Genomic DNA, 16,201 nt, shown 5'->3' with positions numbered 1-16,201 from the left:
CTCGCGTCTCCGGCTTGACGTCGAGACTCATATGATGTTGATGATCTCAATACGTGATCACAAAACTAGAATGCCGGTCCAGCGTCGGCGAGGAGTATTTATGCGCATATGTGACATCGTTCCGGTTCGTTCGCCAAAGGTCATTTCGGGAATGCGCAACCAGCGGACAGTCTGGGAACGCACGGGCGTGGAAATCGAGGTTCGCGCGGTCGAGCAGGGCCCCTACTCCATGGAGTTCGCGACCGAAGAAGTGCTGGCCGGTCCGCACGTTCTCAAGGAAGTCCGCCGCGCCGAGCAGGACGGCTTCGATGCGGTCGTGCTCGATTGCATGGTCGATCCCGTTCTGCGGGCCGCGCGCGAGACGGTCTCGATCCCGGTTATGGCGCCGGGGCAATCGGGGCTTGCGGTGGCGAGCGTGCTCGGGAAGCGCATTTCGGTGATCGGGATGCGCAATGGCCGCCAGCATCTCGAAGAGCATATTCGCGCATATGGCTACGCCGATGCGGTCGTGTCGATGCACGCCGTTGATGTTCCACCAGCCGAACTGATCGAGAGCAAGCCGCATTGCTTGCCCACGATCGAGTTCGAGATACGTCGGGCGATCGAAAACCACCGGGCCGAGGTGATTCTTCTCGGCTGCACGGCGATGTCCGGCTACATAAACCACCTCAGGACAAGCATTTCCGTGCCAATCGTCGAACCCATGGCTTGTGCGATCAACATGGCGGTCGCCATGGTCACCATGGGCCTGTCACATTCAAAACTGTGCTACGAAAGCCTACCCAAGCGCGGCAGCGCACCTGGCAGCATCGAGATTATCTGAAACGCCGCCCTGAGGGATGCTAGGCGCGAAACGTAGCGCTGGGCGGCGCGCTCCACACTCCCGTCATACGGCCGCCTGAACCTGCATTTCGACACGCAGCGCGGGACTGGCAAGGCTTGCCTGCACGCAGGCGCGTACCGGTTGCCGCCCCTCTACGACCCAGTCATCGTAGATGGCATTCATTGCCTCGAAATCCGCGATATCGCTCAGCCAGATCATTACCTGGATCACTTTTTCCTTCGACGTGCCGGCCTCCGCCAACAGCCGATCGATCTGACCGAGAACGTCGCGTGTTTGGCCGGCAATGTCGGTCGGACCGTTTCGAGACGTGACGCCCTTTAGATACACGGTGCCGTTATGTGTGATCGCCGCACTCATGCGAGTTGTGCCGGGGATCCTGTGAAGTTCAGCCATCGTGTAGTTCTCCTTGCAACGATGTGGACGGGAGGCGCGTAACGGAAGCGCGATCGAGTTCGCATAAGGTTTTCCAGCCGCCGATCGTCATGGCGTTACGCATCTCCTGTTCAAGAATATCAAGAACCGCCTCCACCCCCCTCGCTCCGGCTACGGCCAAGCCCCATAGATGTGCCCGACCGATGACGCAGGCATGCGCGCCTAACGCAACCGCCTTGACGATGTCGGTGCCCCGAGAGATGCCGCCGTCGAGCAGCACCGGCACATGGCCGTCGACTGCGTCAACGACGGCCGGCAAAGCGTCGATGCTCGCAAGTGTCCCGTCGAGTTGGCGGCCGCCATGATTGGATATCTGCACGGCGTCAGCGCCGCGTTCGACTGCCTGACGTGCATCACCTGGATCGAGAACACCCTTGACGATGAGGGGCCCCTTCCATTGCTCGCGCAACCAAGAAAAATCGTCCCAGGTCACGTCGGGATCGAGTACGGAGGCAATATAGGAAGCCATGTCGACCATGTTGCCGGTAGAACGGCCGGCGAAGTTTTGCATCGCAAAACGCGGCGCCCGTGCCATTCGCAACCACCAACGATAGTGCCATGCGACGTCGATCAAGGTGGCTGGGGTCAGTTTGCGGTCGATGGAAAACCCGTTCCTGGTGTCGCGATCGCGGCGACCATGTACTGGCGCGTCGGTCGTTACACAAATAGCGCGATAACCGGCCACGCGCGCGCGATCGAGAAACTCCAGTGTTAACCCTCGATCCCGATAGAGGAAGAGCTGCAGCCATTTGTCAGCGTCCGAAGCCGCCGCGATGTCCTCCATCGACTGCAGAGAACCGGCCGAAACCTGCATGATGACTCCCTTGGCGGCTGCCGCCCGGGCAGTTTCTGCCTCGCCGAACGGCCACAAAAGGCCGGAGGCGCCGGTGGGAGCGAGCATAAGCGGAAAAGAAAGGGTGCTGCCAAAAAGCTCGCGACGTAACGACACGTGCGCACTGGAGCGGAAGCTGCGCCCTCGAAGCCACCAGTCCCCAAAGCCCTCCCGATTACGGTAAACTGTTTGCTCATCAAGCGCGCCGCCGACAACGAAGTCGTAGAGCATTCGCGGAAGCGTGCGCTGCGCGGCCGCCCGGTAGTCCATGACGGTGATCAAGCCTTTTTGGATCGCCATGCTAGGACTCTCCTCAATAACTTACTTGCGGCCAGTCATCGAGCCGGTGGACCCTGCTACGGAAACCCGCCGACTAGGTCGCCTGCGGGTTGAACGCAAGGCGGTCAAGTTGATATACTGATCGCAAAGTGTCATCACAATAGCGAAACAGCAGATGGCCAGATTTGTCCGAGGAGAGATACATGACGCGTACGACCCTAGATGAGGCGGACACGAAGACGGCCAAACCTTCAGTGCGCGGTAAGGTTCAGGACAGAGTCCTGACCAGCCTGCGATACGGCCTGATGTCGGGACTGTTCGTGCCAGGGCAGGTGTTCAGCCTGCGAAAGCTGGCTTCCAGCCTCGGAACGAGCCCTATGCCAATTCGCGAGAGCCTAAGCCGGTTGGTCGCCGCCAACGCGCTCGAGGAACTTCCAAACCGCTCTGTACGAGTGCCGCGGCTGAATGCGACTAACCTCTCACAACTTTTCGAGATGCGTACCCTTATCGAGGGCGTTGCGACGCGTGTTGCGTGCGAGAAGGCGACGGACGAGTTGCTGGACAAGCTGGAACGGCACAATGACTCGATCATAGCGGCCCATAGCCAAGGCGACATGGCCGAGGTGCTTCGTGCCAACCAAAAGTTTCATTTTGCCATCTATCGCCATGCTGATTCCGACATTATGATGCCTCTGATCGAATCGCTTTGGCTACGGAGCGGCCCGACGATGTACTATTCTCTCAACTCGCCGGGGCTTTGGGACGCGAGCTCGCATATGAAGATCCTTGAGGCCATGGCCGCCAGAACGTCCGAGGACGCGCGGGCCGCAATGGTCGAGGACATCCTGAAGACCGGCAATTATCTGATTGAAAAAGCAAGCATGCGAACGAGTTCCGGCCCGTTCGCTGAACTCGGCACGCTCGGGGTCGATGACATGACCTAATCACGCAGGGGCCACTTTCTCCGCGCCGGTTCTTCGGACTACCTACCTGTTCAGACGAAAGCTGCATGACACCTGAAGCAAGGATCGTTGGCGTTTTTGTTGGGGCCGTAGAGAACCGTTGGCCTGAAAAACCGCCTTCCGCGATTCGAAAAAGCGCCGTCGAAGAACCGGTCGAGATCAATTTCTCCGGCCTGGTTGGCGATGCGCAAGCGGACCTCAACGTGCATGGTGGCCTCGACAAGGCGTTGCACCACTATTCCGCTGACCACTACCGCAGCTGGCGTATGGAACTTGGGCGTGAGGATCTCGTCCCCGGCGGTTTCGGAGAGAACATCTCGACCAGCGGATGGACCGAGGAGGCTGTCTGTATCGGAGACATAGTTGCCCTCGGATCGGCCACGGTGCAGATCAGTCAGGGCCGCCAACCCTGCTGGAAGCTGAACGCGTACACGGAAAATGAACGCATGGCATGGCTGTTCCAGAAGACGGGACGGACGGGCTGGTACTACAGGGTCCTCGCGCCCGGGATGGTCATCCAGGGCGACGTCGCCACACTTATCGAGCGGCCATGTCGCGAGTGGTCCGTACGGCGCGTTACAGCGGCCCGCTTGACGCGCGTTGTCGCAATCGAGGAGGCCAAAACCTTGGCTGAGCTACCTTAACTAGCGGACGGATGGCGGAAGGCTTTTGCGCGGATGGCGACCGGTAACAACAGCGAGGACACGACCGCTCGCCTCGAAAGATAGTAGACCTCCTTCGCAGGCGATCGCACGCGACCAGGAGTCGACGCGTGTCTACGCGCCGCCTGTCCCGCGCGGAAGCACCCGTCGCCTGGCGATGCCCCGGGGCGGGAGTACTCGCGGTTCTAGGGGATCTAGAAACCGGCTGCTGCCAGGAACTCGCCGCGCAAGGTCTCGTCTTCCCCGTACGCCCCCAGCATGCGCCTGGTGACCAATCGTGCTCCGTGAGCGCGGATGCCTCGCGAGGTCATGCAGCCGTGCTCCGCCTCGATGACGACTGCCACGCCCCTCGGTTTGAGCGCGGCATCGATCGCGGTGGCGATCTCGTCGGTGAGGCGCTCCTGGATCTGCAGGCGCCGGGCGCAGCTCTCCACGGCGCGGGCCAGCTTGGAAATGCCTACGACCCGGCCGACCGGAAGGTATGCGATGTGAGCCGTTCCCTCGATGCCCGCCATATGATGTTCGCAGAAGGAGTGGAAGCGGATGCCATGCAGTTCGACCGCTTCCGAGTAGCTGCCGATTTCATCGAAGGTACGCTCCAGCAGTTCAACCGGATCCTCTTTGTAGCCGCGGAACCACTCCTCGTAGGCCCGCGCCACGCGTGATGGTGTGTCGAGAAGGCCCGGCCGGGCAGGATCGTCTCCGGCCCAGCTGATCAGTGTCCTGACTGCCGCTTCAGCCTCTGCCTGTGACGGTCTCGACCGAGCGAATGACGGCTTTGTGATGTTTGCTCTTACTGCGTCCGATCCCAGCACTGCGGGGTCATCGAAACCGTTCATTGCTTCAGTCCGGTTGCCCATGGTCTGCTCCAGTCTGCGTTCGTAGCCCTCATTCGATGACGGGTGAGGCCAAATGTTCCCCATCGGCGGAAACATTCTCGGGAACCTTTGGCGGCACGCTTCGTCCAATAGGCAGGACGTGCCGAGGGCACGGTTCGCAAAGGAGACTTTCTCAATGGGTAGCAAACCGACAGGCGGGACAGGTCCGGACCTGACCAGAGGTTTCGATCTCGGAGGGCTGCGCGAGGGCGAGATTTTCGAGGGACACGTCGGAGACGAGACCGTGATCGTCGTGCGCAAAGGCGACGACGTGCTCGCAGTAAGTGGCACGTGCACCCACTACGGCGCGCCCCTGAGCAAGGGGCTGCTACAAGGTGAGACAATCCGTTGTCCTTGGCACCACGCCTGTTTCAGCCTGCGCACAGGCGAAGCCCTACGCGCGCCCGCCTTCGATCCGATCGAGTGCTGGTCGACAACAAGACGCGGGAACCGTGTTTTCGTTGAAGAAAGGGTGGAACGCGCGCGTCCGGTCAAGACTGCCATCCCGGAGACGCTCGGCGAGATCGTTATCATCGGAGGAGGTGCGGCAGGATTTGCCGCAGCGGAGATGTTGCGCCGGCGGGGGTTTGGTGGCCACCTTGCCATGCTCAGCGCCGATACCGATGCTCCCTATGACCGACCGAACCTGTCAAAGGATTATCTCGCGGGCGATGCACCGGAGGAATGGATTCCGTTGCGTTCGTCCGATTTCTACAGGCAAAACGAGGTCGACCTCAATTTGGGAACAACGGCCATCCGGATTGACTCGCGGGCAGGCGTCGTGTCGACAGTTGACGGACGCTCTTTCCACTTCGACCGTCTGCTTCTGGCCCCGGGCGCAGAGCCGGCCACCCTCCCCGCCACTGATCATCCGAACGTATTCACGTTGCGCTCGCTTGCCGACAGTCGCGCCATCATCGAACGCGCGAAAACGGCCAGGTCGGCTGTGGTGCTGGGTGCTGGCTTCATCGGGCTGGAAGTGGCCGCCGCCTTGCGGGCGCGGGGCATCGAGGTTCAAGTCGTTGCGCCTGACCGGCAACCGCTGGAGAAGGTGCTGGGCCTGGATCTGGGACGTCATGTGCGGTCGCTACACGAGCGGCATGGCGTGGTTTTCCACCTGGAGGATGTGGTCTCACACATCAAGGAAGATCATGTCACCCTGGCCGGCGGAGATGTTCTGGACGCCGATCTGATCGTCGTGGCAATCGGCGTTACCCCGCGCACGTTGTTAGCCAAGTCCGCTGGGATCGCAACCGGCGAAGGTATTCTGGTCGACGAATATCTGGAGACCAGCGTCCCGGGAATTTTTGCGGCCGGTGACGCCGCCGAGTGGCTCGAGCGCGCCAGCGGAACTCACACGCGAAGCGAACACTGGGTGGTCGCCCAGAGGCAGGGACAAGTCGCCGCATGCAACATGCTTGGTGAGCGCAGGGTTTTTGCCGACGCTCCATTCTTCTGGAGCGCTCACTATGAAACCTCGATCAGATTTGTCGGGCACAGCCGACACTGGGACAGCACCGAGATCGAAGGCGACCTCGAAGCTGGCGAAGCGGTGGTGCGCTATCGTTCAGAAGGAAAGGTCGTAGCTGTTGCTGCTATCGGTCAGGACCGGGAGGCGTTGAACGCAGCCGTCAGCCTGGAACAGGGATTTGTGGCGGGGTGATCTGGCTTCATCACTCTGGTGCGCAAAGCGTCCGACGCCGTCTGAAGAGCAGACCTCGCCTCGAACTCTTCGACATCAACAGGATGGCTAGTCGTGAGCCTCGGCGCGTGTTCAATGCACTCCATCGCGCTACTTGGAACGAGACTGGGCGGCATCCTTACGGAAGTTCGCCCTTCCGGCCGTCCGTACGAACTGCGCAATGTCGTTGACAATCTCCATTGCGCGTCGAAGTTGGCCGTGGCCGGCAGTTTCCAGGAATCTGGCCCCCACGCCGCAATGGCTCAGCACTCGCAGCCGTTGTCGAGCGGAAGGCGCTCGCTCTAACTCAGCCGACAATCATCGAGGGCGTGACGAGGGTATCCTGGGAGCGAAAGTGCTTCAGGAAGGCGATTGTGTAGTCGAGCATGCGTGAGAAAAGCTCTTGACCGCGCTCCTTCGACGCATTGGTCGAATTGCCCCATCCCGACGTCGGAGAAACTTCCTCCAACTGCAGGAACATGTCCACCTCGCTCTGACCGAAGACTACACTGTTCGGCGTGCTGATGGCCAAACCGAGCACAGTACCCTTGGCCGGGTCACTCGGCCCACCTTCGGACACGCATTGGGGATGCAGGTGCATCATCAGCGATGTGCTGGGTTCGGCGCCGTGACCCATTTCCTCCGAACGAAACAGGTCGCTGCCCAGATCGCGAGCGATCCTGGCGGGATTGATCGAAGCGATCAGACGCCCGGTCCGGCGGCGAAAATTGCGGCCGGCGATCTCGGCCGGCGTCTGGTTTGGACCGTGATTGGTGATGAGAAGAACCTTGTTGAAGCCGGAACTCTCCAAGCTGTCGAGGATTCCCTCGATCTGCTGTGCGAGGAAGGCGGGTGATACACTGATCGTGCCTGGGAAAGCGTCAATCGCTTCTGACACACCGTAGAATAGCGGCGGCAACAGGACGTCACCTGTGCGTTCGGCCGCGCCCCGCGCCAGCGCATCCGACACCAGTGTGTCGTAGCCGAGCGGCAGTTGCGGTCCGTTCGCCTCGACAGTGCCGATTGGAACGATCGCCACTGCGCCGCGAGCCGCGGCGTCCCTCGCTCCGCGCCAAGTCATATGCGGCAAGAAGTTGACCATCAGAAGTCCTCCGAGATGTTCGTGGTAAGTAATGGTGCCAATGGGACGCGCGCCAGGTCCTAGCCAACGCGGCTGCGCGAACGCGGGTCGAGCGTGTCGCGAAGCCAGTTGCCGACCGTGTTGATGGAGATGATAGTCAGAGTAACGACAAAGCCGGGCATCACGACCAGCCACCATTTGCCAAGTTGCAGGTAGCGCTGGCCCTCCGCGATCATGGCGCCCAGCGTCGGCGCCGGCGGCGGCACGCCCAGGCCGAGATAGCCGAGCGCCGCTTCTGCGATCATCACATGTGCGAACTCTAGTGTCGTAATGACCCAGATCGGTCCGGCAATGTTGGGCAGGACGTGGTAGAGCAATATGCGCATGTCCGAACAACCAGTTGCCCGCGCCGCCAACACGAGATCGGTCTCGCGCAGCGACAGAACCTGGGCGCGGGCAACGCGGGCATAGACGACCCAGACAATGAGCGAGAGCACGCAGATTGTCGTTCCCACACCCGGCCTCAGCACTGCGGCCAGAGTCAACACGAGCAGCACGCCGGGCACCGCGAGCTGAATGTCCACAGTCCGCATCAGAAGGTTGTCGACCCGTCCGCCGAGATAGCCGCTGGCGAGGCCGATTGCCGTCCCAAAAACGCCGCCGATCAATACAGCGAACAAGGTGATGAGCAGCGACGTCCGCATGCCGGTCACGAGTCGCGCCAGAAGGTCGCGGCCGAGTTGATCCGTGCCAAGCAGATAGGTGCCGACATTACCACGGGCGAGCGGTGGCCTCATTACCGCCAAAAGGTCCTGAGCATTGGGATCGCGCACCAGCAGCGGCCCCAAGGCGGAAATAGCGACGACGATCGTTACTGCTGCAAAGGCCAGCACGACTGATGGGGGGCACCGCGAGAACAACGGGCGCGGAATCGACTCCAACGGCTGCGGTGGGTTGTCAGTGCGGCGGTTGGAAAGGATCGCCATCGCCGCGCTCACTGGAGCCTTATGCGCGGATCGACCAGCGCATAAACTATATCGGTGACGAGATTGATCGTCACGACGGCTCCGGCCACGAAAACGATGATCGTCTGGGCCAGCGGAAAGTCACTGGCCAAAAGCGTATCACGCGCGAAGCTGCCGAGCCCCGGCCAGCCGAAGATCGATTCGACCACGATTGTGCCGCCTATCATGGCGATGACCTGCAATGATATGACGGTCAAGGCCGGTAGCAACGCGTTGCGCACCATGTGACGGGCGACGATTGCGGGGTGCGACAAACCCTTCGCTTGAGCCGTCAGGACATAGTCCTGTTCGATGGTGTCCAGCATGCTGGCCCGCAGCACTCTCGTCACCAGTGCCATCGGATACAGTGCCAGGGTGGAGGCCGGCAGCACGATGGAGGAGGTCGTTGCGCCCCCCGAAACTGGCAGCCACTTCAGCATGACGGCGAAGAACAGGATAAGCAGTGGACCGACGACGAAATGCGGCACCGACTGGGCAAGGCCGGTCGCGGCTGAAACGCAGCGGTCGAACCAGCTGTCCTTGAAGACGGCCGCCAGGATTCCGAGAGGCAACCCAAGTGCGACGATGATGGCGATGGCTGCGCCACCGAGCATCAGCGTGTACGGCAGTCGCTCCATGACCATATCGATGGAAGGCTGACCAAAGCGGATCGACTCTCCGAAATCGCCATGCGCCATGGCCCACAAGAAATCCCCATAGCGGACGATGATTGGCCGGTCATAGCCGAGCTTCGACTTGAGCGCCGCGATTTCCTCTTGCGAGGCGCCAGTGCCCTGCAGAACCGCCGTGACCGGGTCACCGGTCAGGTTCAGCACGAAAAAGGTTACAGACGCGACGATGAAAAGCACGATGAAAGCAGATATCAGGCGACGCAGGACAAAGCGGATCATACCGTTGCCTCCCCCGCAAGGTCGCGCCACCGATGACACGAGACGCGGTGCTGCCCCTCTATGGTTTCGAGCGCTGGTCTCGAACTGCCGCAGCGCTGTTCGGCATACGCGCACCGCGTCTCGTAGTAGCAGCTGTGAGGCTGAAGGATGGGCAGGTGCGGCACGTCGGTCGCCATTGGGTCGACAGACCGGAAGGAACGCTTGTCAGTCATCGCCGGGTTGCGAACCGCCGACAGCAGGGTGCGAGTATAGGGATGGCGCGCGGCGCGAGCCAGATCATCGCTCGCCAGTATCTCCGCTACGCGGCCAAAATACATGACCATTACACGATGAGCGAGGTGCCGGACGATGGCCAGGTCGTGTGAGATGAAGATGTAGGTGAGCCCGAACCGCTCCTGCAGTTCCGACAACAGGTTGACGACCTGCGCCTGGACGGAAACGTCAAGGCTTGCGGTCGGTTCGTCGCAAACGACCAACTGCGGACGCGCGATTAGTGCTCGCGCGATGGCAATGCGTTGAAGTTGCCCGCCCGAGAATTCGTGGGGATAGCGGTTCCCTGCCGCGGTCGTTAGGCCAACCGCCTCCAGCATCTCGTCGACGATCCGGTCGGCCGCAGGACCCGAAGCGATGCCGTGCACGGCGAGCGGTTCGCGCAATGTATCGCCAACGGTCCAGCGTGGGTCGAGGCTAGAACGCGGATCCTGGAAGATCATCTGCATGTGACGGCGTACCCCGCGCAATTCCCCACCACTAAGGCGGGCGAGGTCACTGTCGCGAAAAAGTACTTGGCCGGCAGAGGGCCGCAGCAGTTGCAACACGGCACGGCCGAGCGTGGTCTTGCCACAGCCCGATTCGCCGATGATTCCGAGGGTCTGGCCACGCATCAGGTCGAAAGAGACGCTATCGACTGCACGGAATGTTTTGCGCCGGTTGCCGAAGTCGACCGACATGTTGTTGACCCGGAGCAGAGGCGCATTATCTGCAACCAAGCCGCCGCGCTCGATTGGCTTTGCAATAGAGGGGGGCGTCATGTCGATGCGCACTTCGGAGTCAGGGTCGGGCGCCAGTCCGCCGATGCCAGCCAGCAGCGCGCCGCGCGATCATTGTCGATATTCGCGAGTGGCGGGGTTTCTGTCCCGCAGCGGGCAATCGCGAAATCGCAGCGCGACCGGAACGAACATCCAACATCGTTCGCAGACACAGCTGAGACGCTTCCACGGATCGCCTGCAGCCTGGGACGGCGGACGCCATCGACATGCGGCACCGAGTTCAGCAGTCCGAGGGTGTAAGGATGCGCGGGATCGCGCAGTAGCTGCGTTGAAGCGCCCTGCTCCACGATGCGGCCCGCATACATTACGGCAATGTGGTCGGACACGCTGGCTATCGCCGACATGTCGTGGCTGATGAACAGCATCGCCATCGACATTCTTTCTTGCAACGAGGCGAGCAAATCGAGGATCTGCGCTTGAACCGTCACGTCGAGCGCGGTCGTAGGCTCGTCAGCAATCAACAGCTTCGGATCGCAACTGATCGCCATGGCGATCATGGCGCGCTGGCGCATGCCGCCGGAAAGCTGGTGCGGATATTCGTGGACGCGATCCCGTGGCCGACTAATGCCGACGATGTGGAGAAGTTCGATCGCGCGAGCGATCGCGGCCCGGCCACGCAACTCCGTATGGATCTCAAGCGCTTCGGTGATTTGCCGGCCAACCGTGAGCACTGGATTGAGCGCCGACATGGGGTTCTGGAAGATCATAGCCACGACACCTCCGCGCTGCCTGCGTATCCTCCGTTCGTCCATCGCCGCCACGTCGCTGCCAAGTAACCGGATGGAGCCTGCCATCGTGGCGTTCGGCGGCAATAGCCTCATCACAGCACGGCCGAGCGTGGACTTACCGCACCCGCTTTCGCCAACGAGGCCTAACGTTTCTCCGCGGCGTATTTTCAGCGATACTTGGGCGAGTACCGTTCGCGTCTGGCTTTGGTCGAACCCGACCGAGAGGTTCTTCACCGCGAGGACCGTATCCCTTTCATTGTCAGCCAGCCGTTCCACGTCTAACGGGCCACGGATTTTTCCACGACGTCGGAGACCATTTCGATGAAGATCTGGCCAGACTGCCCGAGCAGACTTTGCACCGAACCCATGAGCATCCGCGAGCCGAGCTCGATGGCTCGCTCGACAGAGGCCTTGTCACCAACTGCCTCGTTAAGGATCTTGCCGTTGCGTTTGGCAACCTCGGCAGCCTTGCGCAGGCGTGCCTGAACCGTTTCGTGCCCGACGTCGCCTGGCACGCCGGCGGAGATGGAAAGGTCCATCTTGCCAAGGCAAAAGACGTCGAGCCCCTCAACCTCGCCTATGGCGTCGAGATCATCATCATAAGCTTCGATGTCCTCCAGTAGGGCCATCGCGACCGGGTGAGTTTCGACGGCGCCAAAATAGTCGCGCGGGCTCTGTGTGACGCCGAAGTTTGCAGCGCGCGAGCCGGCAGCGGCGCCGCGAATGCCGAGCGGAGCATAACGAAGGGCAGCGACGAGTGCCTTGGCGTCAGCTGCGTTGCGAACATGCGGTCCGATTACGCCTCCGACGCCGCTGTCGGCGTAGGCCAGGATCGTTTCAGCGCTGATGTCGGGCACACGCACGATCGAGGCGATGCCGGCGGCATCCGCAGCTCGAACGAGGTTGTAACATGTTTCAACGCTAATCCCGACATGCTCGGCGTCGATCAGAATCCAGTCGAATCCTATCCAAGCGGTAAACTCGACGAGATCAGCTGACGGGAAATCCATGAAGGCTCCCACAGTAACATGCTTCTCTGCCAGTACCTTGCGCAGCTTGTTCTCGCGCATCGGGAATTTCGTTCTTGCGTTCACAATACTCTCATCCGTGCTTTGTATTGGACGCGCGCGGCCAAGAGCGGTGGTCAGACGCGGTTCCCCCAGGGACCCACGAAGGATAGCGACGCTCCCCGGCTGACCGTCATACATAAATGACATGGCTCCTATCGCGGCCGTGTAGGAGTCGCCAGTGTCAGTAGCGCAGGAAACTGCTTCCCGAGGCGAGCGAACGGGTAATCTCGTCCTTGAATGCGCTGGTGACGATCTCGCGTACCGCCCGCTCGGCCTTTGAGAAGGTGCGGCGCTCGCGGTAGATCAGCCGCAACTCAGTCGAGACCACGGGATTGACGATGCGGCGCGCGACGAACCGACCTTGCTCCATCTTCAGCCTCGCCGCCATGTAAGGTAGGATCGTGTAGCCGAATGAGCGCTCGACCAGTTCATTGACCAGGGGCTGCGATCGTACTTGCAGTGGAACGCTAAGCGAGACGCCGTTGCGAAGGGCAGCATCGTGCAGTAGTCGGCGCAAGCTGTTTTCTTTGCCGGGCAGGATAAGCGGGTGCTTCACCATTTCGTCGAATGAAATGTCACTGCCATTGTCGTCTATCATTCCCGGTGCGCCAACAAACAGAAAGTCCTCGCGCAGCAGTCGCTCGCCGCGCATGTCGCGTGGGATTGAATCGACGTAGGCGCAGGCCATATCGAGTCGGCCGTCCTCGATCCATTCGACCAGGAAAGAAGAGAACTCCTCAACGATCGTAAGCGAGATCTCCGGATATTCGGCCCTGCAGCGCTCGATGACATCGATCGGCACCGAATGCACGATCGGCGGTATGCCGAGTGAAACGTGGCCGCGCGGTGGCCCCTTATAGTCGTTGATCTTGTTCTTTATGGCGTCGGCGTTCGCCAGCAATGCCTTGGCTTGCTCGAACAATAATGCGCCGACATCGGTCGGCTCCACACCGCGCGAATGACGTACCAACAGAGGCGCGCCAAACTCCCCCTCCAGCTTCTTGATCTGGACCCCGAGTGCCGGCTGCGCTATGCGGAGCACGGTCGCAGCCCGCGTCAAGCTGCCCATCTCCACCACCCGCACGAAGTATCCAAGCTGCCTGAGATCCATATATCGACCTAAACTCGGGAAGTCTCATCCTCGCCCTTAACAGGAACCCGAACGCTCTGGATCATAGCAGCGGAAGAGCGTAGTGACGCAACGCCAAAATGCTGTTGCGTGCTGCGCACGCTCGACTCGTCGACATCGAGGATCGATTGCAGGAACTCGTTGCGCTTCCATTGTTCGAACTCGCATTCCGCATGGCCGCCACTGCTGCGGTGGTTATGGCGGTAACGTGGGCCGTCGATCATTTCGGTCCATTCATCGGCGGTGCGCTCGCAGGCTTGCCCGTGGTGATCGGCCCCGGTTTCTACTTTCTCTCCCTCCATTCCACACCTGATTTCGTCAACAACGCGGCGTCTCACTCACTCTGGTCTCTGTGCGGAACGCAGGCATTCATTCTTACCTACATGGCATGTGCGCGCAGGCATGGAGTTGCCAGGTCGCTAGGCTGCTCGGTGATTGTCTGGTCGATTGCCGCGGTCGCTGTCAGCCACCTTCCGCCCGCGCCACTCTTGGGCCTTGCAGCCTTCGCAGCCGTAACGTTGATCGCAATCTGGCTCGGGGGACGTCTCGCGTTTGGCACAGCACCCGCCATGCCGTCCATCGGGTGGGCCACGCTGCTTGTTCGCGGCGGTCTCGCCGGCCTGCTGGTTGCGGCAGTCACGACGATGTCGAGCCGCCTTGGCCCAGAGTTCTCCGGTATCTTGCTTGCCTTCCCGATCGGCTTTGGCGTGGTTGCCGTAACGCTACACGAGAAACTTGGAGCCGCGAATGTGATAGGTACCTTGAACGCCGCCCTGAAAGGCGCGGCAGGACTGGCTGTGTTCTCAGCCGCATTCTCGCTCTTACTGCCGCATTTCGAGTATGGTTGGAGCCTCATTCTGGCAACCATCGTCTCCTGTTCGCTTACGCTGGCACTGGTGCTGCAGGCCAGGATGCTGGGACGACAGTTGACACCGCCGAAGCCTCCGGGCGGGTAGCCAGAATTTATTGATATACCTGCCAGCTTCAATCCATATGAACGAATCCGGATCGCGCCCCCTATCATCCACCGTACGCCAAAGACCGTCCCGCGAGCGCTGGCAGGGGTTACGCCCTGCGAGATGACTCTGCGTACATCTTGAAGGGGAGCGCAATCCAATGATCAGAAAAAACTTTCTTTCAGCATTGAGCGTCGCAGCATCCACACTTTCCCTGTCTGTCGCCGCTTGGACCAGCGATGCACTCGGCCAGGAAAAGAACACGCTGAACGTTGTCCAGGCGGCAGTAGTCAACATGCTTGAACCGGACTTCGAATCTGCCCGTCCATCCCTGCGTATCAGCTCGGAGATCGTCGAAGCCATCACCAAGTATGTATGGGACGGCAAGAACTACGAGCTGCACCCAGGTCTCGCAGAAAGATGGGAACAGGTGGACGATTATTCTTGGCGATTCTATCTGCGCCCGGGCGTCGAATTCACCAACGGTGAGCCGTTGACGGCCGAAGCTGTTCGTTTCACCAAGGACGTATACATGGAGAACAAGCGCTCCGGTCCACCACTCGTCGGAGACTTGGAGATCAAGGTGGTGGACGACCTGACCTTCGATGTGATCACTAAGGTACCCAACCTTCCCACCGTGCCCGCACAACTTTCCTTTCTGTATGTTTATCCGCCGGCGTACTTCGCGCAGGTCAAGACGCAGGGGTTTGGGAACGCACCGATCGGCACCGGCCCGTTTATGCTCGACAACTGGCAAAAGGGCGTAGCGATCACGCTCAAGCCAAACCCCGATTACTGGGGGACCAAGCCGGAGATTTCGAAGGTCGTCTATCGGAGCATCCCTGACGACATGACTCGCGTGGCGGAACTGCAGGCCGGCAGTGCCGACGTGGTTGCCGACCTTTCTCCGACGCTCGCCCCGCTTGTCGAGGCGCTGCCTGAAGCCGAGGTAAAGCGTATTCCGAGCCAACGGCGCATCTTTTTCTTCGTAAGTGCCAAGCACAAGCCGACTGACGACGTGCGGATCCGGCAGGCGATTGCCCATGCCATCGACCGCAACGCCATTGTAAACTCGCTGCTAGCCCAGGACGCTGTGCCGCTAAAAGGTATCTTCCTGCCTGGCGAGATCGGCTACGAGGCTTCCTTCGAGGGCATCCCTTATGATCCTGAGAAAGCCAAGGCGCTTCTTGTGGAGGCGGGCTTCGCCGATGGCGTCACTATTGACCTGCACTTCACGCAGGACGGTTCAGTGATGGAGCCATATGTGGCGCAGGCAGTGCAGGCCCAGCTCGCTGCCGTAGGCATCACCGCCAATCTGGACAGCGCCGCGCAGAGCATCATGATACAAAAATATGGTGCCGGGGACTCCACCGGCATGAGTTTGGCGAGTTACGCGCCGATTTATGCCGACTCAAGCTTCCTGGTATCGCGTGCCTACTTCGCCTCGACGTCACGCTATGGTGGCTACCTTGAGTCTGATGACAAGCGGCTTGACGAGATGGGCGCGGCGGCCAATCTGACGACCGATACGGACTTCCGTCAGAAGACCTACGCCGAAATCGAGAAGCATGTCATCGTCGACAAGGCCTACTGGGTGCCGCTTTACCAACTGGTCGACAGCTACGGTGTGTCGAAAAAGATCGACTGGGACCCTCGCCCCGACCAGAACTACGACTTCGGCGCGGCATCGGTGCGGTGAATTC

Annotated in this window: 16 protein-coding genes; 6 read left to right on the top strand and 10 right to left on the bottom strand. The window is 60.6% G+C overall.

Translation table 11 applies throughout. The annotated features are described in order from the left end of the window. Positions 1-31: 31 nt before the first annotated feature. Positions 32-823 (top strand): aspartate/glutamate racemase family protein, encoded by a 792-nt coding sequence (locus tag FQ775_RS07655; RefSeq protein WP_206064846.1) that lies wholly within the window; start codon positions 32-34, stop codon positions 821-823. A 63-nt stretch (positions 824-886) separates the two neighbouring features. On the opposite strand, the gene FQ775_RS07650 is transcribed toward FQ775_RS07655, so the two are convergent. Together FQ775_RS07650 and FQ775_RS07645 are read right to left on the bottom strand one after the other, a co-directional pair. Then, a complete protein-coding gene (locus FQ775_RS07650; RefSeq protein WP_146298246.1) occupies positions 887-1,237 on the bottom strand; it encodes a RidA family protein in 351 nt (116 codons plus the stop codon). After that, positions 1,230-2,408, bottom strand: a complete 1,179-nt coding sequence (locus FQ775_RS07645; protein WP_146298247.1) for an alpha-hydroxy acid oxidase — start codon at positions 2,406-2,408, stop codon at positions 1,230-1,232. Before FQ775_RS07645 ends, FQ775_RS07650 begins: the two co-directional genes overlap by 8 nt. 182 nt (positions 2,409-2,590) lie before the next feature. On the opposite strand from FQ775_RS07645, the gene FQ775_RS07640 reads away from it, so the two are divergent. Both FQ775_RS07640 and FQ775_RS07635 read left to right on the top strand, forming a co-directional pair. Then, on the top strand, positions 2,591-3,331 hold the full coding sequence (locus FQ775_RS07640) for a GntR family transcriptional regulator (RefSeq protein ID WP_146298248.1): 741 nt from the start codon (positions 2,591-2,593) through the stop codon (positions 3,329-3,331). A gap of 65 nt (positions 3,332-3,396) precedes the next feature. After that, entirely contained in the window at positions 3,397-3,993 is a 597-nt protein-coding gene (locus FQ775_RS07635) for an MOSC domain-containing protein (protein WP_206064845.1), read from the top strand. A 212-nt stretch (positions 3,994-4,205) separates the two neighbouring features. Here FQ775_RS07635 and folE read toward each other — a convergent pair whose 3' ends face one another. Continuing rightward, positions 4,206-4,850, bottom strand: a complete 645-nt coding sequence (gene folE / locus FQ775_RS07630; protein ID WP_146298249.1) for a GTP cyclohydrolase I FolE — start codon at positions 4,848-4,850, stop codon at positions 4,206-4,208. Between the two features lie 175 nt (positions 4,851-5,025). Here folE and FQ775_RS07625 point away from each other — a divergent pair, with 175 nt between their 5' ends. After that, entirely contained in the window at positions 5,026-6,552 is a 1,527-nt protein-coding gene (locus tag FQ775_RS07625; RefSeq protein WP_146298250.1) for an FAD-dependent oxidoreductase, read from the top strand. A 325-nt stretch (positions 6,553-6,877) separates the two neighbouring features. On the opposite strand, the gene FQ775_RS07620 is transcribed toward FQ775_RS07625, so the two are convergent. The 7 genes from FQ775_RS07620 to FQ775_RS07590 all read right to left on the bottom strand — a co-directional run bounded on the left by FQ775_RS07620 (position 6,878) and on the right by FQ775_RS07590 (position 13,524). Next, positions 6,878-7,672, bottom strand: coding sequence for a creatininase family protein (locus tag FQ775_RS07620; protein ID WP_167812815.1), 795 nt, complete (start codon positions 7,670-7,672; stop codon positions 6,878-6,880). 59 nt (positions 7,673-7,731) lie between these two features. Next, positions 7,732-8,637, bottom strand: a complete 906-nt coding sequence (locus FQ775_RS07615; RefSeq protein WP_146298252.1) for an ABC transporter permease — start codon at positions 8,635-8,637, stop codon at positions 7,732-7,734. Positions 8,638-8,645: 8 nt separating this feature from the next. Beyond that, the gene (locus FQ775_RS07610; RefSeq protein WP_146298253.1) at positions 8,646-9,566 is read right to left on the bottom strand and encodes an ABC transporter permease; all 921 of its coding nucleotides are present in this window, start codon (positions 9,564-9,566) and stop codon (positions 8,646-8,648) included. Further along, positions 9,563-10,609, bottom strand: coding sequence for an ABC transporter ATP-binding protein (locus tag FQ775_RS07605; protein WP_246730294.1), 1,047 nt, complete (start codon positions 10,607-10,609; stop codon positions 9,563-9,565). The genes FQ775_RS07610 and FQ775_RS07605 overlap by 4 nt, the downstream gene beginning before the upstream one ends. Beyond that, complete coding sequence (locus tag FQ775_RS07600; RefSeq protein ID WP_246730293.1) at positions 10,594-11,619, bottom strand: ABC transporter ATP-binding protein; 1,026 nt, start codon at positions 11,617-11,619, stop codon at positions 10,594-10,596. Before FQ775_RS07600 ends, FQ775_RS07605 begins: the two co-directional genes overlap by 16 nt. 2 nt (positions 11,620-11,621) lie before the next feature. Next, positions 11,622-12,413 (bottom strand): HpcH/HpaI aldolase family protein, encoded by a 792-nt coding sequence (locus FQ775_RS07595; protein WP_167812813.1) that lies wholly within the window; start codon positions 12,411-12,413, stop codon positions 11,622-11,624. A 181-nt stretch (positions 12,414-12,594) separates the two neighbouring features. After that, positions 12,595-13,524, bottom strand: a complete 930-nt coding sequence (locus FQ775_RS07590; protein WP_146298255.1) for a LysR family transcriptional regulator — start codon at positions 13,522-13,524, stop codon at positions 12,595-12,597. Between the two features lie 98 nt (positions 13,525-13,622). On the opposite strand from FQ775_RS07590, the gene FQ775_RS07585 reads away from it, so the two are divergent. Together FQ775_RS07585 and FQ775_RS07580 are read left to right on the top strand one after the other, a co-directional pair. After that, positions 13,623-14,498: a hypothetical protein gene (locus FQ775_RS07585; protein WP_146298256.1), complete on the top strand. Its 876-nt coding sequence runs from the start codon at positions 13,623-13,625 to the stop codon at positions 14,496-14,498. Between the two features lie 160 nt (positions 14,499-14,658). After that, positions 14,659-16,197: an ABC transporter substrate-binding protein gene (locus FQ775_RS07580; protein ID WP_146298257.1), complete on the top strand. Its 1,539-nt coding sequence runs from the start codon at positions 14,659-14,661 to the stop codon at positions 16,195-16,197. The last annotated feature ends 4 nt before the right edge of the window (positions 16,198-16,201 follow it).

The organism is Nitratireductor mangrovi (genome assembly GCF_007922615.2).
GTDB lineage: Bacteria > Pseudomonadota > Alphaproteobacteria > Rhizobiales > Rhizobiaceae > Mangrovimarina > Mangrovimarina mangrovi.
Note: the sequence above shows the minus strand (reverse complement) of the source record. Positions and strands in the feature narration are given on the sequence as shown.

What these genes read in the sequence shown, in the direction of transcription:
- FQ775_RS07640 (WP_146298248.1), top strand. Translation starts at nt 2,591, where the DNA reads ATGACGCGTACGACCCTAGATGAGGCGGACACGAAGACGGCCAAACCT.
- FQ775_RS07595 (WP_167812813.1), bottom strand. Translation starts at nt 12,413, where the DNA reads ATGCGCGAGAACAAGCTGCGCAAGGTACTGGCAGAGAAGCATGTTACT.
- FQ775_RS07625 (WP_146298250.1), top strand. Translation starts at nt 5,026, where the DNA reads ATGGGTAGCAAACCGACAGGCGGGACAGGTCCGGACCTGACCAGAGGT.
- FQ775_RS07615 (WP_146298252.1), bottom strand. Translation starts at nt 8,637, where the DNA reads ATGGCGATCCTTTCCAACCGCCGCACTGACAACCCACCGCAGCCGTTG.
- FQ775_RS07650 (WP_146298246.1), bottom strand. Translation starts at nt 1,237, where the DNA reads ATGGCTGAACTTCACAGGATCCCCGGCACAACTCGCATGAGTGCGGCG.
- folE (WP_146298249.1), bottom strand. Translation starts at nt 4,850, where the DNA reads ATGAACGGTTTCGATGACCCCGCAGTGCTGGGATCGGACGCAGTAAGA.
- FQ775_RS07590 (WP_146298255.1), bottom strand. Translation starts at nt 13,524, where the DNA reads ATGGATCTCAGGCAGCTTGGATACTTCGTGCGGGTGGTGGAGATGGGC.
- FQ775_RS07655 (WP_206064846.1), top strand. Translation starts at nt 32, where the DNA reads ATGATGTTGATGATCTCAATACGTGATCACAAAACTAGAATGCCGGTC.
- FQ775_RS07585 (WP_146298256.1), top strand. Translation starts at nt 13,623, where the DNA reads ATGCTGTTGCGTGCTGCGCACGCTCGACTCGTCGACATCGAGGATCGA.
- FQ775_RS07580 (WP_146298257.1), top strand. Translation starts at nt 14,659, where the DNA reads ATGATCAGAAAAAACTTTCTTTCAGCATTGAGCGTCGCAGCATCCACA.
- FQ775_RS07610 (WP_146298253.1), bottom strand. Translation starts at nt 9,566, where the DNA reads ATGATCCGCTTTGTCCTGCGTCGCCTGATATCTGCTTTCATCGTGCTT.
- FQ775_RS07645 (WP_146298247.1), bottom strand. Translation starts at nt 2,408, where the DNA reads ATGGCGATCCAAAAAGGCTTGATCACCGTCATGGACTACCGGGCGGCC.
- FQ775_RS07620 (WP_167812815.1), bottom strand. Translation starts at nt 7,672, where the DNA reads ATGGTCAACTTCTTGCCGCATATGACTTGGCGCGGAGCGAGGGACGCC.
- FQ775_RS07635 (WP_206064845.1), top strand. Translation starts at nt 3,397, where the DNA reads ATGACACCTGAAGCAAGGATCGTTGGCGTTTTTGTTGGGGCCGTAGAG.